Here is a 25,351-nt window from a genome sequence, read left to right on the forward strand (position 1 = left end):
CTTCATAATAGGACAAGACTACCTTATTTTGAAGTCCTGTGCAATTAGGCTATTGTGGTTTACCTGCCTGCTGTGTGTTGGATAATTTGATCAATTCTGATACGGTGACAAATCGATAACCTTGCTTTTCTAATTCCGGTAAAATAATTTTAAGCGCTTCTCTGGTCTGAGATTGACCATGTACATGGTCATGAAACAGAACGATGTCGCCATTATGTGCATTTCGAATAACCTTATTCGCGATACTCTGAACCCCAGGGCGATTCCAGTCGCGTGTATCCTGATGCCAGGACCATAAAATAGGCTTTAATCCCATATTATTCGAAATATCAACTAGTGTCTCATCATACATTCCACCTGGAGGTCTGAACAAAGAGCTATGCTTTCCAGAGACCTTTATAATTTCTTCCTCAGTTAATTTCAGCTCTCGCTCGAACTGGGCTTTATTAATAGGTTTTCTAAAATAAACGTGATTGTAGGTATGGTTAGCTAATTCATGCCCTTCAGAAATGACTCGTTTCGCCACATCTGGATATGTTGCAATTCTTTTTCCAATAGCAAAAAAGGTGCATTTTGCATGATATTGACTCAATACCTTTAATATTTGATCGGTTTCAGAAGGGTCAGGACCGTCATCAAACGTCAATGCAATCACTTTTTGGTTAGTATGTACTTCCCAAATCATGTCTCCTCTTTTTTCGTAGTAGTCGCGGTTTTTACTTGGGCTACCTAGAGCAGAGTTCGTGAAGCATAACAAGAGAGAGAGGGTAGTCATCATAATTTTGCTGCTAGTTTTCATGAATTCACCTGTTTTTTTTATTTTAGAATGCTCCTTTGAATGGTCAAAATATTCATAGTTTCAGTTTTGTAAAGACAATCAGCCTTTTTTCATGTTCTTTCTTCTTTCTGCTATATCTGCCTGTGCAAGTAATAAGATTCATTCTAGCTTCAGTAGACTTTCCGAAAATTCGTTCCAAGGGTGCTTCAGCAGTATTGAAGATTTCTACAGAATCTACAATATAAGTTAGTTTTCGTCCGTCTGAATTAGAGACGGTAATTTCATCGCCATGCTTGAGCTTTTTGAGTTTGAAAAAGACTGCTGGACCTATATAACTGTCCACATGTCCGTCTATAATTACATTGCCCTTTGCACCTGGCAAAATTCCTGGGTATAGAATTCCGGCAATATTGGTGTCTGTGGGGACGTCCATTTGTCCATCAGAGAGCAAAGTAACCGGTTCTATTTTGGCGCTTACCTTAATCGCTGGAATGTTTAGCTGAGTAGGCATAATAGGTTTGGGTAATGATGGTTTAATATTAATATCATTCTTTTGAATAGCTTTAGTAGGAGTTATTATCATTTCTTGTTGCTTTGTTTGCAACGGCTTAGTTTCTGGACTGCTTTCCTGTGAGTGTGAGTCATTACAACTGGCAGTGGTTATAGTGATGACAATTAAGATTAATGAATATATCCATTTTTTCATGTTTAAGAAAAGAAAGAGGGGATTCCCCCTCTTTCATCCTCCCTATTCAGTTTGTTCGCTAGCACCGCCGTGGCCTGTTTTTGGCATTTTAGTTGCTTTCATTTGAATGCTTTTAGTTTTAATGCTTTTAGCTTTTAAGCTCTTAGCCTTCATGCTCTTTGCATGAATTCCTTTAGTGGAGTGACTCTTCATATTCATTTTCTTTTCATGCATTTTATGTTCTTTTTCTTTCTTTATTTTCTCAGCATGTACTTTTTTCTCATGTTTCGTTTCGACTGGTGCAGCGGAAGCCGCAGAAGCAACGGATAGCATTAAGCAAGTGGATAAAAGAGCTACGGACAATTTCTTCATAATCATTTAGTGGATTCCTCCTAGATGTTTTTTCCCTACGAAGATTAATATCTCCATTTCAGTTGCTTTTAGATTGGTGGATTACTTCCATTGGAGTTTGGGATTGGCATAGCAATTGGATTTTGATGTGAAAATTGTTATGAAAATGCCTTATAATGAAGTTCAATATACAGACATTTGGTTAGGGGTGGGAATATGACACTTATTGAGAAAAGAGAACACCGGCAGTATCCGGAAATTACCCGCCTAGAAACGTCGAGAGCTGCTTATGAGCGTGATTACTCACGCTTGATTCATTCGCCTACTTTTCGTAGGCTGCAAGGCAAATCTCAAGTGTTCGGGGCTGGCACGGGTGATTATTACCGGACACGCCTAACTCATTCACTTGAAGTCGCACAAATTGCTCGAGAGGCAGCGAAAAGTCTGCTTAGATCTTACCCAGAGGTGGAGACAAGTAAGGCGGAGAATCCGGGGCTTGTTATAGATCCAGAGGTCGTAGAATGCGCGGCCATAGCACACGACTTTGGTCATCCGCCCTTCGGACATAAAGGGGAAGAGGTGCTGGATAACATACTGGAGCAGCTAATTGAAAAAAAGACGAATGAGGCTGCACAACAAGCTGGTGCAACGGGTGCTGATAAGTTGTTCATTCATGAGCAGATGAAGCAGCGCTATGAACATTTTGAAGGCAACGCTCATAACTTTCGATTGATTATGTTTCTAGAGAAGCGTGAGAACATTGATGGACTAAATCTGTCAGATGCCGTGCTCCTCGGAGTTAACAAATATCCTTTTCCCGGCACCTCGCTAAAAAAGGGGATGTACCTTCATGAGTGGGCATATATTTCGGAGATTCGCAAAGAGTGGGGAATCCCGGCAGGGAAGAAAACGTTGGAGGCTCAGCTGATGGACCTTTGCGACGATATCGCCTATTCTGCACATGATTTGGAGGATGGAATTAAGGCTGGAAAGATTGAAGTGCATGAACACTTTATGCATGATTCCTATATTCAACGACTAATCGTGGAGAAGATCACAACGTTAGAGGATTTCTTTTGGAAGGGTTGGGAGGAGGAAGGTATTCGCGCTAAGGTTGAAGAGGTGCTTAGTTCATTTCTTAGAGTATGGATGGAAAAGATGCCAACTTGCGAGAATGACTATTCCAGAACTCGGCGTGAAGTTAAGGCTTATTGGGTCAGCACGTTTGTTGCAAGTTTAGGTGTGATTCCTGATGGAGACTGGAAGAAGGTCACCTTTATAAAGGAAGGAAAAGAAGATGAGGATATGCTGCGGACGGTAAGCGTGCTGAAAAGCTTTGCTTGGGTTACGATGATTCGTGATCTACGTGTGCAGCGGCTACAGAAGCGTAGTGAGTGGATTTTACGCCGTTTATGGGGAGCTTTTCTTGATCCGCAGACGTCCAAAGCCATTATTCCCTCTGATTGGCTGCAACGCTTCGAGAAAGATCAGAAACAAGCCAATCCCATCTGGACTTGGGAACATATGGTGATTGATTATATTGCAGGGATGACGGATGCCTTTGCTGAGAAAATATATAATGAGCTATATGGATTGAAAGTCGGATCGATTTATGATTTGGATTAAATAAAGGTGAAGATTAAAGCTGGTCTCCAATGAATTGGAGACCAGCTTTTTTTATCTTTTAGTGAACCGTATATATTTTGTTATTTTTTTGTTAGTGATTATTTAAATGTAAAAATGCCAATTAACCCGCTTAACGACTCTTTTTTCTAACAATACTATTATTTTTGTGAATAAGTTATTGTTAATATAGGTATTTGGTGCTAATATAATAACTAAATTGTTATTGGAAATTAATTGGGAGGTTGATAAAGAAGTCGAGTTTTGTACTTGAACAAAATGAAAACCTTTACAAAACAGGAGGTAAATTGAATGAAGAGGTTCAAAAAAAGCTTAATTCTATTTCTTACAGCAATAATGCTTGTTACAATGGCTGCACCTGCGTTAGCTAACGGAAAAACAAAAGAAAACCTCAAGACGCACTGGGCTGGAGAAAGTGTAGATAAGTGGCAAGGTAACGGTGTTGTTCAAGGTTATCCGGACGGTTCTTTTAAGCCGGATCATAAAGTTACGCGTGCTGAGCTTGTAAGTATCATTAATAAGCTATTTGGATTTAGCACTCTTTCGGAAACGTCATTCTCGGATGTGCCTGCCAAAGCTTGGTATGCAAGCGCTTTATCTATTGCGAAACAAGCTGGTTATTATAAAGGTTTTCCTGACAATAAAGCGAAAGCGGATGCTGAAGTCACTCGTCAAGATGCTGCAACATTACTTGCTTCTGTTTTTTCACTGGAGCCAGGGACTAAAGCGAAAGCGAGTACCTTTGCAGATCAAGCATCCATCAGCGTTTATGCTAAAGATGCGATCGGGGCATTGAGCGGAATTCTATCCGGCTATCCAGACGGTACATTTCGTCCAAACGACTCGATTACAAGAGCAGAGGTAGTTACTATCGTGGACAGATTGGTTAGCGGCTACTACAATACAACGGGTACATTCACTGGAGGAGATATCCAAGGGAATGTTGTCATTAACCGTAGTGGGGTTGAACTTAAGAATGTGGCTGTCTCAGGTAATCTTTATTTAACCTCCGGGATCGGTAATGGTGAGGGTGTTTTAGAGGATGCAACTGTGAAAGGTAATGTTTTTGTATCTGGTGGTGGAGAGCATTCGATTCATTTGAAAAACTCTAAATTGGCTTCTGTAAAAGTGAATCGTCCTGAAGGGAAAGTAAGGGTCGTTGTAGAGGGCGGGACAGTAATTACTCAGTTGACTATTGATAGCGTTTCTATTATAGAAGTAGGTTCAGGTTCTACAATTGATCAGCTTGTGATTGGTAGTGCTGCTACGGGAACGTTGATTACAACTAAAGGTACCATTAGTAAGCTTGTAGTAGGTGCTTCCTCTGTTGTCTTGAATGGAGTGACTTTAGTAGCGGGAACATACACTGTGAAGGATGGAGTTCTTGTTGGACAAGGAACAAGCACGCCAGCACCTGGTGGCTCAGGGGGTACGGGTATAGCGCCTACAGCAACACCAGTACCGACGATTACTCCAGAACCTACGGCAACAGTTGCTCCAACGGCAACACCGGAAGCTGGAATTCATATCGTTGACGTTGATGCATCGGCAGCTACCAAATCGCTGTTTGCTTATCTGGACAGCATGAGCGGCAAACAGATCATGTTCGGGCATCAGCATGATACTACCGTCTCTTTTGCCGGTAAGGATAAGAATGGAAATGTTATTTCTGACGTATACAGCTCCACCGGTGATTATCCTGCAGTTTTTGGTTGGGACACACTTAGCTTAGATGGATATGAGAATCCTCCTGGAGTTAGCGGAGATTATGAAGCGAGTAGATTAGGACTATCTGCTGCCATGAAGCAGGCACATGATTTGGGTGGTATTGTTACGCTAAGTACACATCCTTATAACATGGTGACGGGTGGAGATTTTAAGGATACTAGTAATACTCCGGGAGCGAGTCATTCGGTGGTATCGCGTATATTGCCGGGCGGAGATAAGAATGGAGAGCTTAATAAATACCTCGATCGTATCGCTAATTTTGCCAATAATCTAAAAGATGATGAGGGCCACCTGATTCCAGTCCTGTTCCGACCTTTCCATGAACAAAACGGAGGCTGGTTCTGGTGGGGCGCGGCTACAACGACGAAGAGTGAATACTCGGAACTGTACAGATATACAGTTGAGTACCTGCGTGATGTTAAAGGTGTTCATAACTTCCTTTATGTCTTCTCACCAAACGGATCTTTTAATGGAAATGAAAGTGAATATTTAACGACTTATCCAGGTGATCAATTTGTTGATATTCTTGGAATGGACCAGTATGACAATAAGGAGAATGCCGGTTCGGAAGCTTTCCTGGGTGGTCTTGTTAAAGACCTTAAGATGATTTCTCAGCTTGCTCAAGACAAAGGTAAGATTGTTACCCTATCTGAATATGGTTATAGTGCTGCTGGTATGAAAACAACAGGCAATAATGAGCTGGAATGGTTCACTAAAGTATTGAATGCGATCAAGGCTGACCCTGATGCGGCAAAAATATCGTATATGCTGACTTGGGCAAATTTCGGTGAAGGTAATAATCTGTATGTTCCTTATAAGAATGTTCCTAACAAAGCAGATCATGAGTTGCTTCCCGATTTTGTGAATTTCTATAAAGATGATTTCACCGCTTTTGCGAGTGATGTGAAAGATGATAATAAGTACAATCTCGAGGTTGAAGTAGCAGCGAAGAAACCTTTCATGCACATCGTAACTCCAAATAATATCAGTACAATAACAGATGCCGTAACCGTCATTCGGGCCAAGGTATTAAATGCAGTGCCTAGCAAAGTAACTTATACTGTGGCTGATTCTGGAGTAGAGGTGGAAATGACGCTAGGTGCGGACGGTTACTATAGCGCTTCATGGCAGCCAGACGCTAGTCTCAACGGCAGTTCAACTGAGATTACAGTGAGGGCATACGGAACCGGAGATGCTACTCTTACGCAAACTAACTCCGTATTCTTAAAAATCAATGAAGTGCCAATAAAAGTGATTACTTTTGATACGGAGAAGGATTTGGAGCAAATCCAAAACAATGGTACTTGGTCTGGGCTTACAAATAACGCAGAAACGATTAAGACTGTATTACAACATGCGTCACTTGATGCTGACGGTAAGCTCGTTATTAACATTACAGAAGGGCTATCCGCCGAGGATACTTGGCAGGAATTGAAGCTGCAATTGAATGATCTGGCGCTGGATGGAGTAGATCTCTCCCAAGTTACACGTGTGAAGTTCACAGTGTTGATTCCGGAGACTGCACAAAATGGGGCTAACAATGCTGCGGTACGCAGTGTGATTCAGTTGCCGCCAGATTGGAATACGAAGTATGGCATGGACTCATCCTATAAATCTTTGTCCGATTTAGAGAAAGTTATCGTAGATGGAACACAATATTATAAATTTGATGTTTCGATTGATCTGGATAATGCCGCTAAATCAGCGGAAGCGACAGGACTAGCAATATCTATTGTTGGCAGTGGTTTGGAAGTCGAAGGTGAATTGCCAATCTACGTAGATCAAATTGGTCTTTATAATACGTATACTGCTCCTGTTGCTGATAAGGCGCTGGTGGATAATTTTGAAGCTTATGGCTCCAGTAATGAAGCTTTGGCAGCGAAATATCCTAAGGCTGGTGGAGATGATGTGAGCGTATCTTTAAGCACTGAGCATAAAGCATCCGGGGATTACGGGATGCAACTGCACTATACGATTAATAATGCAGGTTATACCGGAGTAGGTAAAAGTCTGGGTTCATTGGACTGGTCCGACTATAATGCACTCAGTATGTGGGTAGCTTCTGATGGAGACAACGCTTATGCTGAGAAAGGTGAGCCGCTTAAGCTAGTAGTGCAGCTTGTCATTGATGGAGGATATTTCGAAGCTTATCCGGTCATTAATCCTGACAAGAACGGTAAAATAGTACTAAGTCTGAAGAATTTGACTGAGATGAGCTGGGGAAAAGCCGGAGAGCTTACTCAGGAAAGACTGAAGCAAGTTCAGAGCTTCAATTTGTATGTGAATGCGATGGACGGACAGAGCCACGAAGGTTCGCTTTACTTTGATGATATTCAAGCGGTTTATGATGGGACACTTCCGGATATGTCGGAAGAAGGAAATGGAGGTTCACAGGGACATGCGCCCGGCGTGTTATACGCCTTCACTAAACAATCTGATATTGCAGGGTGGGTTATAGACCACTCGTCTGCCAATGCTCAGCTTCCAGTATTTGATGCCAATGAAGAAGCGGTAGGCGTACAATTCGATTTGATTAATACCGGTAATAATGCAAATGGCAGCTCCAAAGAATCTTTTGAACTTGCTATTAATCCTGAGAAGCTAAATATCACAGGGTTGGATTCAATCAGTGCTAAGATTAAGCTTTCGGGTGGTACAGCTAAAGCGCGTCTGTTCATCAAGACAGGTGCGGATTGGAAATGGACCGATAGTGGCAATCCTGTTCTTGTAGATTCAACGGGTTATACGACATTATCTATCTCACTACCGAGTGCAGGAATAGACTTGGCTGCTGTGAAGACGATTGGGATTATCATTGAAGAAGTTTCCAATGATGGAGGAACTTCGAATCTATATCTGAAGGAAGTATCTCTGGAGAAAGCTGTCCCAGCTGTTCACTATGGCTTCGAAACAGGAAATGAAGGCTGGTCCTTGAATTCTGGTTCAGCTACAGTATCTTCTGATGTGTATGCGGAAGGGAAGCAATCTTTGAAACTTGATTTCACATGGAACGGAGAGGATAAAGATCCTTTTATAGCAGTCTCAAAAGCAGCTGCTCTTGATCTGAGCTCATTCTCTAAGCTTGCTGCTAAAATTAGAATCGTCTCCGATCATCCTGACGTACAAGCTAAGCTGTATCTTCAATTAGGAGGCTATGCAGTATGGGTAGATTCGGGTGCTAAGATAGCTTCTCAAGATGGATTCACGGAATTCACAATTGATCTCAGCAATCTATCGCTTGAGAATTTGAAAAAAGTAGACGCTATTGGCATTCAGTTTGTTACACCTTCTACAGCTGGTACGGCTACAGCTTATATTGACGAGATTATAGCTTCTAAATAAGAGCACTGCGATTTATGTGTGAAATAAGGGTCCCTGTTATCCATTAGGATTGTCCTAATGGATAGCAGGGACTGTTTTGTATGGTTAGTTTATATCTAAGCTCTCTTTAAGTGTGATCCCAGGATTTTTTCATTATAGAACAAGTGTTCCTAAAAATCAAATGTTAAATTTAATATTGGCGGGCATAATCAACGAGATTCAGGGATGGAGTACCGTTAGATAAATAGGAATTCATATTTTCGGTAAAAATATTTACGATCCGATTAGCGTATTGATCGGTTACACCAGCGGAATGAGGAGTGATGACTACCTGGTCCATAGTCCAAAGCGGATGATCCTGCGGAAGCGGTTCGGTTTCGAATACATCTAATCCGGCACCTCTAAGCTGCCCGCGGTTCAGTGCATCAATTAGAGCCTCAGTATTAGTAGTTGCTCCACGTCCAACGTTAATGTAGTAGGAGCCTTGTTTGAAGGCAGAGAAGATTGCAGTATCGAATAAATGCTTAGTTTCATCGGTAATTGGGAGTATATTGATAATAAAGTCACCTTGGCTCACAGCTTCTGGGAGGTGGTCCGTGGTATATACTTGATCAAAATCAGCGAGTGGCTTGCCTGAGCGACTTACTCCGATCGTCTTCATCCGGAAAGCTTTAGCAATTCTGGCTGTTTCGCTGCCGATGGCTCCAGTCCCAACAATAACGGCTGTCTTACCGAATAACTCACTTTCACTGCCGTCAGAATTCCAGTAGCGGTTCATCTGATTACGAACAGCTGTATGCAAATTACGTGTGAAGAGAAGCATGAAGCCGAAGATTACCGCAGAAATAGGTTCGGCGTGCACTCCGCTCCCGCTAGTTAACAGGATTCCACGTTCCTTAAAACGCTCCAGCGGAAGCTTCTCAATTCCTGCAGACCAGGATTGAACCCAGCGAAGGGGAGAATCTGGACGAAGAAGCGTATCGGCGATGCCTTTGCCCCAACCGATTACGATTTCAGCATCAGCGAGCAGCTGCAAATCCGGATTTTTCCCGTCTCCTTGAGTGAATGTATAACCGGGTGCTGCTGCTTTGACCCTTTCTTGTTGCTCGGCGGTAAGTGGTTGTAAACATACTATGGACTTAGTCATGATGTATTCCTCCTGCTCTACGGTTTGATGAAAATGGATAATGTTATAGGATAAGGATACCAAATCTATAGGAGAAGGTGAAATTGATATGAACGCTAACGTGTCGGATAAAGATTCAGAACGGTTGTTTATTGCTGTGAAATTACCCTCAGCACTTCAACGAGTTGTGGCGGAAGAGTGCTCTAAACTATCTCAAGAGTATCATTTTGCAAAATGGACTCATCCAGCGGATTATCATATTACCCTGCAATTTTTGGGAGACACTCCAAAGACGAAGATCCCGGATTTAATCATGGCGTTGAAGCAGATGGCAGGGCAATGCCGCCCCTTTAAACTATCCTTGGACAAATGGAATACATTTGGTCTTCCAAAGGCTCCAAGAGTGTTATGGGTAGGGGTTTCTGGCGAATTAGAGGAGCTGAATTTACTAGCTGAGAGAGTACACACTGCGACACTCCCATTAGGATTTTCAGCGGAATCTAGGGAGTACAAACCGCATCTCACAGTGGCACGAAAGTACCTTGGAAAAATTTCATTTGATGATAAATTGCTGGAAAAATTACTGAAATTGGATGATGAAAAAAGATCAGAAATCTTTCATAGAGACTGGACGATTGATAGTTTTGTGTTGTATGCTACCAGAATGTATGCCATTCCTATGTATGAAATGATTGAAAATATTCCATTTTAAAATCGGTATTTTAGTTTTCAAAGCTTCCGTTTTCGGTTACATACAATAGGAATGTGCCGTGAAATAGGAGGAATATCATGTTAATCTTTAAACAAAACCGCTATATCGCGTTGCTTGTTGGCGTTATACTAGTGTGTTTCTCTGCCATAAGCTTAATGCAACCTAACCAGGTTGCCGAGGGGAAAATAGATAGTGTGCAGATGGATAAGTTGCAATCCACCAGCCGAGCATCGGTAATTAGTTATTTGCAAGAAGAATCAAAAGCTAGTAAGACGAGGGGCACTAATAAAGTTTCACAAACGAATAAGCTTTATAACACAGTTAACCTGTTCAGTTCCGCTTGGAAACCAGAGCAGGGTGTAGAATGGCTTAGTAAGAATAAAATAAAGCTACAAAATACATCACAAGCTTCCATAGTTCGGGTAAAGGCTGATGTAGTACAATCTAGTCCAACTGCGCAGAAAGCGACGCAATTGGCGGAAACAGCAACAAAGAGTGCTCAGACTGTAGTTAAGACAGCCTCAGCATCTCAGAAAAACCCCCTCACAACATTGTACTTCTCTCGGACCGAGCTATTAAGCCAGGAGCAGCAAAGTAAAGCAACCCGGCGCTACGCAGTATCCGAAGAAGAACTGCTTCTGCTACAAAAAATTGTAATGGCAGAGGCGGAAGGTGAACCGTACCAGGGCAAGGTGGCAGTTGCCAACGTTGTTCTGAATAGGCTACGGTCAGCCAATTTCCCCGACACGATATATAAGGTCATTTATCAAAAGCACCAGTTCAGTCCTGTAGCTAACGGGCGTCTTAAACGTGTGAAGCCTAATGATGATAGTATTAAAGCGGTGAATGCTGCGCTTTCTGGCGTGAAAGAAGTTCCCGATGATACTTATTTTTTCCTATCACTTAAGCTTGCGGAGGATCTTACCGTGCATCATTCACAGGAGTATGTTAAGACCATTGGCAATCATACTTTTTATAAATAAATGACCGATTCTGTGAACCTCAGCTATTTATAGGGTAAACTAGACTATATAACCCTGGAGGTGGAACAATTGTCATGAAGATCACTTATTACGGACACTCAGCACTGCTGGTAGAGACAGAGCAAGCGAAAGTTATTATTGACCCTTTTTTGTCAGGAAATCCGAACTCCGGTATTTCACCTGATGACATTACTGTAGATGCTGTTCTGCTGACTCACGGTCACTCTGATCATTTTGGAGATGCTGTGCAAATTGCCAAACAGAATGATTGTCCGATCTTTGCTGTTTTTGAGCTTGCAGAATACTGTCGAATGAAGGGTGCCAAGGTTAAACATATGAATATAGGTGGCAGTCATATTTATGGTGCCATTACCGTTAAATATACTCAGGCGTTTCATTCCTCTTCGATTCAGGAAGGCGACCTTTGGATTTATGCTGGACAGCCCGCTGGGATTTTATTGACGATAGAGGGGAAGACGGTATTCCATGCAGGTGATACTGCACTGTTCAGCGATCTGCGTCTGATTGGTGAGAGAACTGCGATTGACTTGGCAGCTCTGCCAATAGGCGATATGCTGACCATGGGACCGGATGATGCGCTCCTTGCTGCACGCTGGCTGCGAGCAGATAAGGTCATACCGCTTCATTACAATACATTTCCGGATATTGCTCAGGATGCTGTGGATTTTTGTGATCGGCTGCGCCAAGAAGGGGTAGAAGGATTCCCGCTTAAAGCTGGCGAAAGTATAGAAATATAGTAAATCCCGATTACATGTTAACACAAAAAAAGCAGGTATCTAGGGAGTTCCCCGGTTACCTGCTTTTCTTTATGGTGTAATACATACAGCTTCTTCGCCTCGGGCTTGAGCTCTTGCCCCTCTGATGTCAGCTGTTTTGTCTACCGGATTGCCTAACATCTGCAGAACAGTAGTCGCGCAGGTTTGCGGCTGATGCTTATCTGGAGCAAGACGGCGTTTACGCTGCTCTTCGAGAACAGAATACTCATGGAGCATCATAGAGAACCATTTGTCCACTACTTCAGAATCGAGCACCTCTGCTAGCCCTAGCTCTACGAAATATTGGCAGTTTTTCTCTTCCTGGCCTGGAATAGCTTTATAGAAGAGCATTGGAATTCCCTTCGCCTGACCTTCCGTACAGGTCATGCCTCCAGGCTTTGTGATCAGTAGGTCGGAAGCATCCATCAGTTTATTGATTTCACTGGTGTATCCAAGAATCCTGACGTTAGGATGATTGAGTCTTGGATTGGACTTCATTTTGGCTATAAGCTTCTCGTTGCTACCCATACAAAAGATAAGCTGGATGTTATCCATTCTAGCTGTGAGTGAATTCATAATCTCTTTGCCGAACATCAGTCCCCAGCCGCCACCCATTATGAGTACAGTAGGGATATCTGCTAGACCTAGTTCCTTACGGAGTTGCGTCTTGTTGGAACGTTCCCAGAACTTCGGATGCACTGGAATGCCGGTGACTGTTACAAGCTCTGGAGCGATCCCACGGCCTGTCAGAATAGATTTGACGCGCGGGGTAGAGACGAGATATCGGTTGACCTCGGAATTTACCCAGCTACCGTGTGCATCATAATCTGTAATTAACGTATACAGCGGTACCTCCAATCCGCGACGCTTTAGTCTGGAAATGACAGCGGCTGGAATGGGGTGGGTGCAAATAATCAAATCAGGCTTTAGCTGCTCGATTACTTGTGAGGCATGTGTATAAAAAATCCGGTGAAGTGCCATCTTAGTCAACGGGTTCAATGATTTATGATATTGTGTCTTATACATCATGCCGACCAGCTTGGGCTGGCTGCTAACTGTTTTTCGGTAAGCGGAAAGAATCCATGGGGCGACCATCGGGTTAAGAAATTTACCTAGCTCGATGACTCGGCACTGGACATCCGGATTCAGTAGCTTTATCCCTTCGGCCAGAGCATAGGCTGCTCCTGTGTGGCCCGTACCGAAGCCTTCCGAAAACAGCAGTACTCTTTTCTTTCGCATAAGTTCACCTGCTACTTTCCTTTTCAATAGAAATGCGGAATTTCTTCTAACTTAGATTAGGGAAAACTGTTCTCTACTCACATTATACAAATAAGACGTAAATAGAAAGTTAAAACCCTGCAATAAATAAAAAAATAAAAGATTTTCTAAAGTATTGCAAACTGCTGAGCTACATGTTAAAGTAATGAATGACCAATTGACCGGATTAGTAAAGTGGTCAGAAAGTCGGCGGTAATGATATTTTCTGGAGAAAGGAAGTGGGCACGGGTGGCAGTGGTGGATCGAAGACAGCAGGTACTTCAGGCCGCAGCAAAATCCTTTTCATTATTCGGCTATAAGGCGACTACCATGGATCAGGTTGCAAAGATCGCAAATGTTGGAAAAGGAACCATTTACACCTTTTTTACAAACAAGGAGCAATTGTTTGATGAGATCCTGCGCGATATGATGGTAGAAATGAAGATGATTGCTGATCGCGAGATCAGGCGAGACAGACCTTTCTTTGATAACCTGCATCGTGTGCTGGATGCCCTGCTGGAATTTCGAAGTGAGCAGGAGTTATTCATCAAGCTTTCCCAGGAGAGTCGCGAATTCGGAACGCCGCAGGCAGGAGAAGGGCTCGAGAAGATCGAGAACTTAGTTTTAGAATATTTAGAACGGGAGGTGCAACAAGCGCTCCAAAAGGGAGAAATTAAACCTTGCGATCCTAAAATCGTATCTGTAGTCATGTTCAGGTTATATATTGTATTGACTGCTGAACTGAATAAAACACATACTCCCTTGGACAAGGAACAGATTAAGATGTATTTTCATTTGTTTCTCGCCGAAGGATTGGCACAGTAAGCGTTGATTCAGGATAGGGATGGCGTTATTAGATTCGCTTTCCCTTAACAATTTTCAAGCTGTTTTAGGCATTGAAGAAGAGCCGAAAGGCGTTTTTTTATCCCCTAAATTGACCAAATGGGGAAAACAGTCACTTAGTGTTACGCAATATTTCGTAAACAAAGCATTTTAAAGAGAGCATAAGCTCATAAGGAGAGAACCAGAATGAAATCATTATCCGTATTTACCAAGGATCTTGGCGCAGCCCTGAGAAATCCAAAGGTGCTGATTCCGATGATTGCCATCCTATTTATTCCGGTGATGTATAGCGGATTCTTCCTAAAGGCATTCTGGGATCCGTATGGCAAGATGAATGAATTACCGGTTGCTGTGGTCAACCAAGACGTCGGTGCTAATTATGAAGGAAAACAACTTCAGGCCGGAGATGATCTGGTTGAAGAGCTTAAGGTAACCGATGGCTTTCAATGGAACTTTGTTTCACTAGAAGAAGCGCAAGCAGGAATGAAGGACAATACCTATTATATGGCGATTATTGTTCCAGAAGACTTCTCTGCTAAAGCAACTACGCTTTTGGATGATGAACCACAGCCGGCAAAAATTATTTATGAGCCAAATGAAGGCTACAACTTCTTGGCCGGTCAAATCGGTGGAACGGCTGTAGCAGAAATTAAATCTAAAGTATCCGCTAAGGTAACAGAGGCTTATGTAGATTCTGTGTTCAATCAGATCACTGATGTATCTAAAGGACTCGGTGAAGCGGGAGATGGAGCTAACAAGATCGCCGACGGTGCAGGCAAACTGGATGACGGCGCATTGAAGCTGAAAGAGAATCTTCTTGTACTGACTGAAGGAACCGGCAAGCTTCAAAATGGTTTAGAACCACTTACTAAAGGTGTATCTGACTTGAATGCAGGTGCTACGGCTCTGCAAACTGGATCTAGTACATTGGCAGGCGGTTTGCAACAATTATCAGACGCTCATACACAGCTTCAAGATGGTGTTGCACAAAGTGCTGCCGGCAGTAAACAGCTTAGTGATGGCTTGCAGCAAGCTGTAACAGGTGCTACACAGCTTCAAGCAGGAACGAAGTCTGCTGTAGATGGTACTACTAAACTACAAGCAGGAACACAATCTTTAGTTGACGGCAGCGCGAAGCTGAAAGAAGGTCTAACCTCTTCCGTTGATGGCAGCGCGAAGCTAGAAGCAGGATTACAGGCTTCCGCAGAAGGCAGCACTAAGGTTACTGAGGGCGCTAAAGCGGTCGCTCAAGGATTACAGCAATTGGCACAGGCTAGTCCTGAGTTGGCACAAAATCCAGCCGTACAGAAGCTCCTAGCAGCCAGTGCAGCTGTTGCACAAGGTACTGAACAACTGCAACAAAGTCAACAACAGTTGGTACAAGGAGCAAGCGCACTTCACAGTGGGCAAGAGCAGCTTGTACAAGGTGCCACTCAGCTGCATGCTGGTTCGCAGCAGGTTGATGCTGGTGTAACTCAATTGCATGACGGAGCAAAGCAATTAAATGCTGGTAGCACTCAGCTCTTGGCAGGACAACAAAAATTAGCACAAGGTGCATCTGCACTTGTAACGGGTGGCGATAAGCTGCAAGCAGGTATGCAACAATTCGGCGCGAAGCTTAGTGAAGCTGCAGCTGGGGGTAGCAAGCTTGCTGAGGGTGGTAAAGCTCTCGGAGATGGTACAACGAAATTACTCAGTGGTGTTGGTGAACTAGGCAGCGGTATTGGTGCTGTAGCTGACGGTTCCAAACAATTGGCTGACGGTGCAGGCGAGTTGAAGAATGGGATGGATGATCTGAAATCTGGATCAACAGAACTAGCAACTAAGCTTGGTGAAGCTGCTGAACAAACAGGCAGCGTGAATAAGTCAGATAAAATGATGGAAATGTTCGCACAACCAGTTGTAGTTGAGGATCAAGTTGTAAATCATGTACCGAACTACGGCACAGGGTTTGCTCCTTACTTCTTATCCCTTGGGTTGTTCGTAGGTGCTCTGATTTCTACGATTGTTATTCCAATGCGTGAATCAGCAGTTATTGGCGCTAGCCGCCTGAATCGTTTTATCAGCCGTACGCTTACTTTCTCAATCATGAGCTTTATCCAGTCTATGCTGGCTGCTGTGGTTGTATTGTACGGACTTGGACTAGAAGTACAAAGTGTTCCATTGTTCTTCCTATTTACATTCTTGACTAGTTTAGTGTACACATGGGTAGTTCAATCCATTGTTACTTGGCTGGATCAACCGGGACGTTTTGTTGTTATCGTTATTCTTATCTTCCAATTAACAACTAGTGCCGGAACATTCCCACTTGAATTGATCCCGAATTGGATGAAATTCTTTAACCCACTGCTTCCAATGACTTACACAGTAAGTGGTCTTAAATCAGTAATTTCTACAGGGGACTTCAGTGCAATGTGGAGTGACGTAGGTGTACTTGCAATCTTCGGTCTTGGATTCCTTGCTCTTACTTTCGCTTACTTCATGACCCGCAGTCGGGACAATGAAGCTGGAATGAAAAGTGAACAAGCTATGACTGTATAATTTGAAAAAAGTATAAAAAAAGCGTCTCCTTCGGGAGGCGCTTTTTTTGAATTCAAATCATAAAAAACCTTTTTCTTGCAAACATTCATAGGCGATGAAAATCCTTGAAACGCTTTCATTGCATAAGTTCTTATGCGTTCTTTGTGCATAATTATGCAGAGTGAGGTTTTTTTAAACTTTTGTCCACTAAAGCTGTGTCGCAAAAAGAAATGTTAATCAGCATCATAAAAAAGTTTAAATTGCGCTGTTGTCACCTCGGTGATAAAATAATAGCACTAATCTGGCTTGAATAATTATTAAAATTTTAATCTGAAAAATTTTCCTGAGATTACGCCATACTTATAATAGAAAGGTTGCGTTCGATGAGACACACTGAACTGCCCGGAAAACAGGGCCTGTATGATCCCCAGTTCGAAAAAGATGCTTGCGGCATGGGATTTGTAGCCCATATTAAAGGCAAACCGTCCCATGATATCGTTAGTAACGCTTTGACAATGCTCTTTAACATGGAGCATCGGGGAGGACAAGGTAGCGAACCCAACTCTGGTGACGGAGCAGGTATTATGCTGCAAATTCCGCACCGTTTCTTTGCAAGTGAAGCTGAGAAGCTAGGCTTTGCATTGCCTGAACAAGGCCATTATGGCGTAGGTATGATTTTTTTATCTCATGATGAAAAGGTTCGGGCTCAACATGAAACTCTCTTAAGCACAATTATTGCTGAAGAAGGTCAGGAAGTACTCGGCTATCGTGATGTACCTACCTATGATGAAATGCTTGGCAAGACAGCGAAAGCTGCTAAGCCTTTTGTGCGCCAAGTGTTTATCGGTCGCTCGTCCTCAGTTACGAACGAATTGTCTTTTGAGCGTAAGCTTTATGTCATCCGCAAGCGTGCAGAGCTTGCGATTCGCTACGGTGGTGTAGAAGAGGCTGAATCCTTCTATATTCCAAGCTTATCATGCCGTAAGATCGTATATAAAGGCATGTTGACTACAGAACAAGTCGGACAATTCTACCTGGATTTGCAGAACGAAGAGCTGGAATCAGCGATCGCGTTAGTTCACTCCCGTTTCAGTACAAATACCTTCCCAAGCTGGGAACGTGCGCATCCCTACCGCTTTATGATCCATAATGGTGAGATTAATACCTTGCGGGGTAATGTGAACTGGATGCATGCTCGCCAGTCGCTGTTCAAGAGTGAAGTGTTCGGCGAAGATTTGAACAAGATCAAACCTGTTATTAACCCGGATGGATCGGACACTGCAATGTTCGATAATACCTTTGAATTTCTGTACTTGAGCGGACGCTCCTTGCCGCAGGTAGCTATGATGATGGTTCCTGAACCATGGAGCAATCATGACAGTATGGACGCTGACAAAAAAGCTTTTTATGAATACCACAGCACTTTGATGGAGCCGTGGGACGGGCCTGCTGCAATGGGCTTTACGGATGGCGTACAAATTGGCGCTATTCTAGACCGTAACGGCTTACGTCCTGCTCGTTATTATGTAACGAAGGACGATATGATTATTCTCTCCTCCGAAGCGGGTGTTCTGGACATTCCAGCAGAGGACATCTTATATAAAGACCGTCTGAAACCTGGACGCATGCTGCTCGTGGATACCAAAGAAGGCCGTATTATCTCCGATGAGGAAGTCAAATCGGCTATCGCCTCCGAGAAGCCTTACCGCCAGTGGCTGGATGAGCATTTGATCAGTCTCGAGGAGCTTCCAGATGCGCCTGAGCTGCCAAATCCTAAGCATGACAATGTGCAGCAGCTACAGCAAGCATTCGGCTATACTTTTGAAGACTTGCGCAAGGTGCTTGAGCCAATGGCATCTACCGGTGCTGAAGCTGTCGGTTCCATGGGTTATGATGCACCGCTCGCTGTGCTTTCGGACCGTCCGCAGCGCTTATATAACTATTTCAAGCAAATGTTTGCCCAAGTAACGAATCCTCCAATCGATGCTATTCGTGAAGAGCTGGTTACCTCCACAACAACTACGATTGGTCCTGAGCGTAACTTGCTAAAACCAGAACCAGAAAGTTGTCGCCAAATTTCGCTGCACACACCGATTCTTTCGAATGAAGATTTTGCTAAAATTCGTCATGTTCGCCGTGCGGGCTTCAAGTCGATGTCTATTCCAATTCTTTTCCCAGCGGAGCTCGGTGCAGAAGGAATGCGTATCGCGCTTGAACGTATGAACGAGGCTGCTGATCGCGTTATGGCTAAAGGGCATAACATACTGATTCTGACGGACCGCGGTGTAGACAGTGAGAATGCTGCGATTCCAGCTCTACTTGCGGTATCGAGTCTGCATCACCATCTAATCCGTCAAGGAACCCGGACAAAAGTTAGTATTTTGCTCGAATCCGGTGAACCTCGTGAAGTCCATCATTATGCACTTCTGCTCGGTTATGGTGTGAGTGCAGTGAATCCATATCTGGCATTTGAAAGCCTGGATGATATGATCGGCCAGGGCTTACTGCGTGGAATCTCGCATGAGAAGGCTGTGAAGAACTATATTAAAGCTGCGACTAAGAGCGTAGTTAAGATTCTTTCCAAAATGGGAATTTCGACTATTCAATCCTACCGGGGGGCACAGATCTTTGAAGCTGTGGGTCTGAACTCGGAATTCGTGGATCGTTACTTTACTTGGACACCTTCCCGCATTGGCGGTATTGGCCTAGAGGAAGTGGCAACTGAGGCACTTATTCATCATAACCGTGCTTTCACGGATAAAGACGGAAATGATAAAGTGCTTGATTCCGGTGGTGATTATCAATGGCGAAATGATGGGGAAGAGCATTTGTTCAACCCACAGACGATTCATCTGCTTCAGCACTCTGTGCGTAGTGGAGATTATAAGATTTACAAGAAATATGCTGCACTTGTTCAAGGTGAAAGTGAAAAGCATCTGACGATTCGTTCCTTATTGCAGTTCAAGTCCGCTTATGAACCGATTCCAATAGAAGAAGTAGAACCAGTTGAATCTATTATGAAACGGTTTAAGACAGGCGCGATGTCCTTTGGTTCCATTAGTAAGGAAGCGCATGAGACACTTGCTATTGCAATGAACCGGATCGGTGGTAAGAGTAATACCGGTGAGGGCGGAGAAGACCCAGCCCGTTATATCCCGGATAGCAATGGCGATTCCCGTCGCAGTGCGATTAAACAAGTAGCCTCCGGACGTTTTGGGGTTACCTCGAACTACCTTGTTAACGCTGATGAGATCCAGATTAAGATGGCTCAGGGTGCTAAACCAGGGGAAGGCGGACAGCTTCCAGGTCGTAAAGTTTATCCTTGGGTGGCTGAAGTGCGTGGCTCAACAGCTGGTGTGGGCTTGATTTCTCCTCCACCGCATCATGATATTTATTCGATCGAGGATTTGGCAGAGCTGATCTATGATCTGAAGAATGCAAATCCACGTGCAAACATTAATGTTAAGCTCGTATCTGAAGTCGGAGTAGGTACGATTGCTGCTGGCGTAGCCAAAGGGCGCGCTGATATTATCCTGGTTAGCGGTTATGACGGAGGTACAGGTGCCTCACCGATGAACTCCATCCGTCATGCAGGTCTTCCATGGGAGCTTGGCTTGGCTGAAACGCATCAGACGTTGATGCTGAACAATCTGCGTGACCGCGTTGTTCTGGAAACAGACGGAAAAATGCTTAGCGGACGCGATCTGGCAGTAGCTGTATTACTCGGTGCTGAAGAGTATGGCTTCGCTACTGCTCCACTAGTAGCTGTAGGTTGTATCATGATGCGTGTCTGCCAAATGGATACTTGTCCGGTTGGCGTTGCGACACAAAATCCAGATCTTCGTAAGAACTTTACGGGTGATCCGCAGCATGTGGTTAACTTTATGACCTTCGTGGCGCAGGATTTACGCGAAATTATGGCGAGTCTTGGCTTCCGCACGATTGAAGAGATGGTAGGCCGTACAGATTGCTTAGACGCTGCTCAAGCTTCGCAGCATTGGAAGAAGAAGGGCGTAGATTTGAGCAGTCTGCTGCATACACCTGAAATGCCAGAGGGAAGCACACGCTTCTGCAGTAAACGTCAGAATCATGGTCTGGAAGAGACACTTGATGTCTCCAAACTGCTGGATCTGGCTGCACCTGCACTAGAGTCTGGTACGGCTGTAGAAGCATCGCTGCCGATTACGAACGTTAATCGTGCTGTTGGAACCATCCTTGGCAGCGAGTTGACTCGTAAATACGGGGCAGCCGGCTTGCCTGACGATACGATTCGTCTTCATTTCACCGGTTCAGCTGGTCAAAGCTTGGGGGCATTCGTGCCTAAGGGGATCACGCTTACGGTGGAAGGCGATTCCAATGACTACGTTGGTAAAGGACTGTCGGGTGGTAAGATTATTATCAAGCCTTCTCCGAAAGCTACCTTTGCTGCTGAAGACAATATCATTATCGGAAATACTGCATTCTATGGAGCAACAGGCGGAGAAGCTTATATCAGCGGTATCGCTGGTGAGCGCTTTGCCGTTCGTAACTCTGGAGCGAAGGTTGTTGTAGAAGGCGTGGGCGACCACGGCTGTGAATACATGACTGGAGGCCGTGTGGTTGTCCTTGGCGAAACAGGTCGTAACTTTGCGGCTGGGATGTCTGGCGGTATCGCTTATGTCTACGACCCGGATAGATCCTTCGTCGGCCGCTGCAATCTCGAAATGGTACTGCTCGAAAGAGTAGAAGAGCTTGAAGAGATCGAAGAGCTGCGCGGGCTGATAAGCCGTCATGTAGAGCTTACAGGCAGTGAGGCAGGAGCGCGGGTGCTGGATCAGTGGGCAGATAGCTTGCCGAAGTTTGTTCGTGTTATTCCGAAGGATTACAAGCGGATGATGGAGCAGATTCGCAAAGTGGAGCAAACCGGATTGACCGGAGAAGCTGCTTTGATGGCTGCATTTGAAGCGAATATGCGTGAGCTTGCACGTGTTGGTGGCTAATTAGTTGCCGATGAAATAATGAAATATTGAATGAAGTGAGATTAGGGACTTGGTCTTTTCCGTTTACGGGAGGCCAGGTCCTTTTTTTTTCAAATCGAATCAATGCCTCGGTCTAAACAACGTTAGACTGTTTCTTTTTTGTAATTTTCTGAAAAAAACGGTATGGTAAACTTGTTTGTAAATGAAAGGGAGTGATACTGTGTCAAATACAGAAATGATGTCTGAGCCTGTTGCACGTTTGCAGGGAGTTACCAAAAAAATAGGCTCTAAGACGCTTGTGAGCGATTTAACACTTGATATCCCACCGGGTCAAATATTCGGGTTTTTGGGACCAAACGGAGCAGGGAAGACGACAACAATACGGATGATGGTAGGATTAATTTCCATTAGCAGTGGGGACGTCCTGATCAGTGGTCATAGTATTAAAAATAATTATAAAGAGGCTATCGCAAGTGTTGGGGCTATTGTAGAAAATCCTGAAATGTACAAGTTTCTGTCCGGGTATCAGAATCTTAGACAATTTGCACGGATGGTACCGGGGGTCAGTAAGCAACGGATTGATGAAGTTGTGGAACTGGTCGGGCTTGGTCAAAGGATCCATGACAAAGTAAAGACTTATTCCCTAGGGATGCGCCAGAGACTTGGAGTGGCTCAGGCGCTACTAAACCGGCCGAAGCTACTGGTTCTAGATGAGCCAACCAATGGGCTTGATCCACAAGGTATACGTGAGCTTCGTGACTATCTGCGCCTACTCTGTCGTGAAGAAGGAACAACTGTATTTGTCTCCAGCCATTTACTTTCCGAAATGGAGCTCATGTGTGACAGTGTAGCCATTATTCAGAATGGGCAACTGCTGGAGGTAAAACAGCTAAAAGAGGTAGGCAATGTTACAATGCCTATCGGAGAAACCTTGTTTGAGGTTGACGATGCCGAAGCTGCACTTGCGCTCATTGGACAAGGAACATTAAAGAGCGGTGGGCTTGTAGTTGAGGCGGCACGTGAAGATATTGCTGAGTTTAATGCCAGACTAGTGGCTGGTGGGATTAAAGTGTACAGTATCAAATCACTTGCCCGTACGCTAGAGGATCAATTCTTAGAGGTTACAGGAGGTGAAGGAATTGAGTAATTTTACAGCGTTGATACATAATGAGAACATCAAGATATATAGTCGTGCCCGCACCTGGGTGATGCTGATTATTCTAGCAGTGTTTAGTGCGTTTCTTCCGGCTCTTATGTATTTCACAACGGATAACCCAGCATCACGCTTAGGCGTTTGGGACAGCTTCCAAATGATAGTGAGTGTTGTATTCTTCCTGAATACGATCTTCGTTGTTGTTATAGCCGCTGACTCCGTAGCGGGCGAATTTACTTGGGGAACCATCAAAATGCTGCTGATTCGCCCGTGGAGTCGTTCCCAGATCTTGCTCTCAAAATACATTAGTGTTGTGCTCTTTAGCTTGCTTTGTACTGTGGTATTGATTGTTTTTGGTTTAGTTTCATCGTTTATTTTCGCCAACCCAGCTGGAGATGCAATGTCTTCAATTGTAACTTGGAGCCCTGCTGAGTATTCCTTTTTAGATCTCCTATGCCGCTACGTCACTCTTTTCTTGACGGTTACGCTTGCTTTTATGATTTCATCCGTATTCCGTGCAAGTGGATTGGCGATTGGTTTATCCATGTTTATCATGTTCGCCCAGAGCATTTTCGCTGCTTTGCTTAATCCTGATGTGTTCGAATGGGCCAGATATTTAATTTTCACTCATATGGATCTAAGGGTTTACATTGGATCTGATATTGGCCCAGGTGGTGCTACACTTGGCTTCTCTATTGGTATACTAGCAGTGTATTATGTTTTATTCTTGGCTGTTTCCTGGTTTGTCTTCCGTAAACGGGACGTTGCTGGATAAAAATAAACTTAACCGGCTTCAAGCGTTTCTTCTGCTTTGGAGGAACGTTTGGCTGTCTTGTCCTTTTTCGTATTACTTTTGAGCTCACCTGCTTGTTCAGAGGTGGGCTGTTCTTGCATGGCGATGGACCCATTAAGCAGGCTGCCCTCCATAATGCTGAGTGCTCCTGCAGAAATATTACCGTGTAGCTCGCCGGTACCAGTCATAATGAGCCTACGATCCGCGGTAACATCTCCATATACTTTACCGGCGATAACGATTTCTTCTGCTCTAATACTGGAGCGCACCGTGCCTTCCTCACCTACAGTGACTATACCACTACATATAATTTCACCGCTAAAGGTACCTTCAATCCGCAGGTTCGTATCGCAATGCACTTTACCCTCGAGCGTACCCCCGTGCCCGATCAGAGAGTCAGTAGACTTGAAAGGGACTCGTTGCTGCCGCTTGTTCCACATGTATATATTCCTCCTAATCATATAGTTATGACATTAATGCTTAAGGTTTAACATAATTCAATGGATCCACAGTGTTATTCTGCTTCACTACTTGAAAATGAAGATGAGGTCCTGTGCTGCGGCCCGTGTTTCCAAGTAGCCCAATCTTCTGGCCTTTGCTAACCTTGTCCCCTGGAGATACAATCATTCCCTTCAGGTGCATATACCAGGTTTCAAGACCGTTCGAATGCTTAATCACGATATATTTGCCTCTTGCGCCCATCTGCTCGGCGGTAACGACCTCTCCATCTAAGGCGGCATATACAGGATCGCCTAAGTTCCCGGCTATATCGACACCCGAATGGAACGCGGATAAGCCCTTAAAGGGATCTGTTCGATAGCCGAAGCTTGAGGAGATGACCCTGGAATCAGTTGGCCAGAGCACTGCTGCATTTAGTCTGGCTTGTTCTGCCTTAGCCTTTTTTGCCTGTTGATTTGCTTGTACTTTATTTTCATGCTCCGCTTGTGTGATGGTCTGCGTAATACTTTCGACCATTTCATCGAGCATACTGTGAATCTCTTCAAAGTCGTCTTTTGTTTCTTCCACCAGATTTAGCGATTCGTTCTGATAGGCCGCGATATATTCTCCGCCTACCTGTGGTGTTATTACACTTTTAAAGGATGTTTCATTAGGTATGGGTATAGCGTTACGGCTTGATAAACCTAAGGTTGAATTTGAAGCGGTTGAATCAGTTTTTGATTCATTGGTTTCTGCGGCGGAGCCTTTGCTTTTGTTAATCAATGACTGCAGCTCCTGTTCCAGCGCGTTTACACTCTTCAGCTTGTCTTTAATACTGTCTGCCTCTTCTGATAGTTCGCTGACTTGATCACGTAGCTGCATAAGATCTTTATCCTTATCAGCGACCTTCATTTCCATGCGGAGATTGGTTAGTGATAGTGCGGCTGCCTCAGCTTCCAGTTGTGAGATCGACTGCGAGGCATGGAAATGCATAGAGGTGACCAGACTGGAGAGGGACAGGGCTGCTGCTGCCGGCAGGGCGAACGCAAGTGGCTTGGAGATCTGGAGTTGTTTGACGGGGCGCCCGGCATCCCTTACGACGAGCAGCGTAATCCGGTTATGATCTGGCTGACTCTTCATGGCTTCTCCTTTCTGCGGCATATGGCAGCCGCCTTACGATACACGAAGCTAACGACCTTACTTCCATTAGGCTCATCCCGAATTGTCTTACTACTCTATGTATTCCATATCTTTCGGGAACATGACAACGGTTTGTTTGAATAAA

Annotated in this window: 18 protein-coding genes; 11 read left to right on the forward strand and 7 right to left on the reverse strand. The window is 44.2% G+C overall.

Annotated features, from left to right (window positions below; genetic code table 11):
• Positions 1-49 precede the first annotated feature (49 nt).
• From NST74_RS04800 to NST74_RS04810, 3 genes are read right to left on the reverse strand one after another with little or no spacing between them, the layout of a single operon-like run.
• Positions 50-799, reverse strand: a complete 750-nt coding sequence (locus NST74_RS04800; RefSeq protein ID WP_052414462.1) for a polysaccharide deacetylase family protein — start codon at positions 797-799, stop codon at positions 50-52.
• Between the two features lie 52 nt (positions 800-851).
• Entirely contained in the window at positions 852-1,484 is a 633-nt protein-coding gene (locus NST74_RS04805; RefSeq protein WP_341110687.1) for a class F sortase, read from the reverse strand.
• Between the two features lie 42 nt (positions 1,485-1,526).
• Complete coding sequence (locus tag NST74_RS04810; protein WP_052414463.1) at positions 1,527-1,841, reverse strand: hypothetical protein; 315 nt, start codon at positions 1,839-1,841, stop codon at positions 1,527-1,529.
• A 189-nt stretch (positions 1,842-2,030) separates the two neighbouring features.
• On the opposite strand from NST74_RS04810, the gene NST74_RS04815 reads away from it, so the two are divergent.
• Positions 2,031-3,440 carry a deoxyguanosinetriphosphate triphosphohydrolase family protein gene (locus NST74_RS04815; protein ID WP_341110688.1) on the forward strand — a complete coding sequence of 470 codons (1,410 nt, stop codon included), beginning with the start codon at positions 2,031-2,033 and terminating at the stop codon, positions 3,438-3,440.
• Positions 3,441-3,749: 309 nt separating this feature from the next.
• Positions 3,750-8,528 carry a glycosyl hydrolase gene (locus tag NST74_RS04820; RefSeq protein WP_341110690.1) on the forward strand — a complete coding sequence of 1,593 codons (4,779 nt, stop codon included), beginning with the start codon at positions 3,750-3,752 and terminating at the stop codon, positions 8,526-8,528.
• A gap of 169 nt (positions 8,529-8,697) precedes the next feature.
• On the opposite strand, the gene NST74_RS04825 is transcribed toward NST74_RS04820, so the two are convergent.
• On the reverse strand, positions 8,698-9,654 hold the full coding sequence (locus tag NST74_RS04825) for a D-2-hydroxyacid dehydrogenase (protein WP_341110692.1): 957 nt from the start codon (positions 9,652-9,654) through the stop codon (positions 8,698-8,700).
• A gap of 100 nt (positions 9,655-9,754) precedes the next feature.
• Here NST74_RS04825 and thpR point away from each other — a divergent pair, with 100 nt between their 5' ends.
• The 3 genes from thpR (at position 9,755) to NST74_RS04840 (ending at position 12,086) form a co-directional block, all read left to right on the forward strand.
• Positions 9,755-10,345: an RNA 2',3'-cyclic phosphodiesterase gene (thpR, locus tag NST74_RS04830; RefSeq protein WP_341110694.1), complete on the forward strand. Its 591-nt coding sequence runs from the start codon at positions 9,755-9,757 to the stop codon at positions 10,343-10,345.
• A 77-nt stretch (positions 10,346-10,422) separates the two neighbouring features.
• Positions 10,423-11,328, forward strand: coding sequence for a cell wall hydrolase (locus NST74_RS04835; protein ID WP_341110696.1), 906 nt, complete (start codon positions 10,423-10,425; stop codon positions 11,326-11,328).
• A 74-nt stretch (positions 11,329-11,402) separates the two neighbouring features.
• Positions 11,403-12,086 carry a metal-dependent hydrolase gene (locus tag NST74_RS04840; RefSeq protein WP_341110697.1) on the forward strand — a complete coding sequence of 228 codons (684 nt, stop codon included), beginning with the start codon at positions 11,403-11,405 and terminating at the stop codon, positions 12,084-12,086.
• Positions 12,087-12,155: 69 nt separating this feature from the next.
• Here the strand turns inward: NST74_RS04840 and NST74_RS04845 are convergent, their stop codons facing one another.
• Positions 12,156-13,343: an MGDG synthase family glycosyltransferase gene (locus NST74_RS04845; protein ID WP_076119887.1), complete on the reverse strand. Its 1,188-nt coding sequence runs from the start codon at positions 13,341-13,343 to the stop codon at positions 12,156-12,158.
• Positions 13,344-13,610: 267 nt separating this feature from the next.
• On the opposite strand from NST74_RS04845, the gene NST74_RS04850 reads away from it, so the two are divergent.
• The 6 genes from NST74_RS04850 (at position 13,611) to NST74_RS04875 (ending at position 23,610) form a co-directional block, all read left to right on the forward strand.
• Positions 13,611-14,186, forward strand: a complete 576-nt coding sequence (locus tag NST74_RS04850; protein ID WP_094871433.1) for a TetR/AcrR family transcriptional regulator — start codon at positions 13,611-13,613, stop codon at positions 14,184-14,186.
• A gap of 19 nt (positions 14,187-14,205) precedes the next feature.
• The gene (locus NST74_RS04855; RefSeq protein ID WP_341110699.1) at positions 14,206-14,358 is read left to right on the forward strand and encodes a hypothetical protein; all 153 of its coding nucleotides are present in this window, start codon (positions 14,206-14,208) and stop codon (positions 14,356-14,358) included.
• A 32-nt stretch (positions 14,359-14,390) separates the two neighbouring features.
• Positions 14,391-16,745, forward strand: a complete 2,355-nt coding sequence (locus NST74_RS04860; RefSeq protein ID WP_341110700.1) for a YhgE/Pip domain-containing protein — start codon at positions 14,391-14,393, stop codon at positions 16,743-16,745.
• A gap of 362 nt (positions 16,746-17,107) precedes the next feature.
• Positions 17,108-21,703, forward strand: a complete 4,596-nt coding sequence (gene gltB, locus NST74_RS04865) for a glutamate synthase large subunit (RefSeq protein WP_341110702.1) — start codon at positions 17,108-17,110, stop codon at positions 21,701-21,703.
• 214 nt (positions 21,704-21,917) lie between these two features.
• Positions 21,918-22,829, forward strand: a complete 912-nt coding sequence (locus NST74_RS04870) for an ABC transporter ATP-binding protein (RefSeq protein ID WP_139328552.1) — start codon at positions 21,918-21,920, stop codon at positions 22,827-22,829.
• On the forward strand, positions 22,822-23,610 hold the full coding sequence (locus NST74_RS04875; protein WP_341110705.1) for an ABC transporter permease: 789 nt from the start codon (positions 22,822-22,824) through the stop codon (positions 23,608-23,610). The genes NST74_RS04870 and NST74_RS04875 overlap by 8 nt, the downstream gene beginning before the upstream one ends.
• Positions 23,611-23,618: 8 nt before the next feature.
• Here the strand turns inward: NST74_RS04875 and NST74_RS04880 are convergent, their stop codons facing one another.
• Both NST74_RS04880 and NST74_RS04885 read right to left on the reverse strand, forming a co-directional pair.
• Positions 23,619-24,068: a bactofilin family protein gene (locus NST74_RS04880; protein ID WP_341110707.1), complete on the reverse strand. Its 450-nt coding sequence runs from the start codon at positions 24,066-24,068 to the stop codon at positions 23,619-23,621.
• Between the two features lie 40 nt (positions 24,069-24,108).
• Positions 24,109-25,227 carry a peptidoglycan DD-metalloendopeptidase family protein gene (locus NST74_RS04885; RefSeq protein WP_341110710.1) on the reverse strand — a complete coding sequence of 373 codons (1,119 nt, stop codon included), beginning with the start codon at positions 25,225-25,227 and terminating at the stop codon, positions 24,109-24,111.
• Between the last annotated feature and the right edge of the window lie 124 nt (positions 25,228-25,351).

Origin of the sequence: Paenibacillus sp. FSL F4-0125 (assembly GCF_038008565.1) — a bacterium.
Classification (GTDB): Bacteria; Bacillota; Bacilli; order Paenibacillales; family Paenibacillaceae; genus Paenibacillus_AQ.

What these genes read in the sequence shown, in the direction of transcription:
- NST74_RS04815 (WP_341110688.1), top strand. Translation starts at nt 2,031, where the DNA reads ATGACACTTATTGAGAAAAGAGAACACCGGCAGTATCCGGAAATTACC.
- NST74_RS04835 (WP_341110696.1), top strand. Translation starts at nt 10,423, where the DNA reads ATGTTAATCTTTAAACAAAACCGCTATATCGCGTTGCTTGTTGGCGTT.
- NST74_RS04800 (WP_052414462.1), bottom strand. Translation starts at nt 799, where the DNA reads ATGAAAACTAGCAGCAAAATTATGATGACTACCCTCTCTCTCTTGTTA.
- NST74_RS04820 (WP_341110690.1), top strand. Translation starts at nt 3,750, where the DNA reads ATGAAGAGGTTCAAAAAAAGCTTAATTCTATTTCTTACAGCAATAATG.
- NST74_RS04860 (WP_341110700.1), top strand. Translation starts at nt 14,391, where the DNA reads ATGAAATCATTATCCGTATTTACCAAGGATCTTGGCGCAGCCCTGAGA.
- NST74_RS04805 (WP_341110687.1), bottom strand. Translation starts at nt 1,484, where the DNA reads ATGAAAAAATGGATATATTCATTAATCTTAATTGTCATCACTATAACC.
- NST74_RS04810 (WP_052414463.1), bottom strand. Translation starts at nt 1,841, where the DNA reads ATGATTATGAAGAAATTGTCCGTAGCTCTTTTATCCACTTGCTTAATG.
- NST74_RS04855 (WP_341110699.1), top strand. Translation starts at nt 14,206, where the DNA reads ATGGCGTTATTAGATTCGCTTTCCCTTAACAATTTTCAAGCTGTTTTA.
- NST74_RS04870 (WP_139328552.1), top strand. Translation starts at nt 21,918, where the DNA reads ATGATGTCTGAGCCTGTTGCACGTTTGCAGGGAGTTACCAAAAAAATA.
- NST74_RS04880 (WP_341110707.1), bottom strand. Translation starts at nt 24,068, where the DNA reads ATGTGGAACAAGCGGCAGCAACGAGTCCCTTTCAAGTCTACTGACTCT.
- NST74_RS04840 (WP_341110697.1), top strand. Translation starts at nt 11,403, where the DNA reads ATGAAGATCACTTATTACGGACACTCAGCACTGCTGGTAGAGACAGAG.
- NST74_RS04885 (WP_341110710.1), bottom strand. Translation starts at nt 25,227, where the DNA reads ATGCCGCAGAAAGGAGAAGCCATGAAGAGTCAGCCAGATCATAACCGG.
- gltB (WP_341110702.1), top strand. Translation starts at nt 17,108, where the DNA reads ATGAGACACACTGAACTGCCCGGAAAACAGGGCCTGTATGATCCCCAG.
- NST74_RS04845 (WP_076119887.1), bottom strand. Translation starts at nt 13,343, where the DNA reads ATGCGAAAGAAAAGAGTACTGCTGTTTTCGGAAGGCTTCGGTACGGGC.
- NST74_RS04825 (WP_341110692.1), bottom strand. Translation starts at nt 9,654, where the DNA reads ATGACTAAGTCCATAGTATGTTTACAACCACTTACCGCCGAGCAACAA.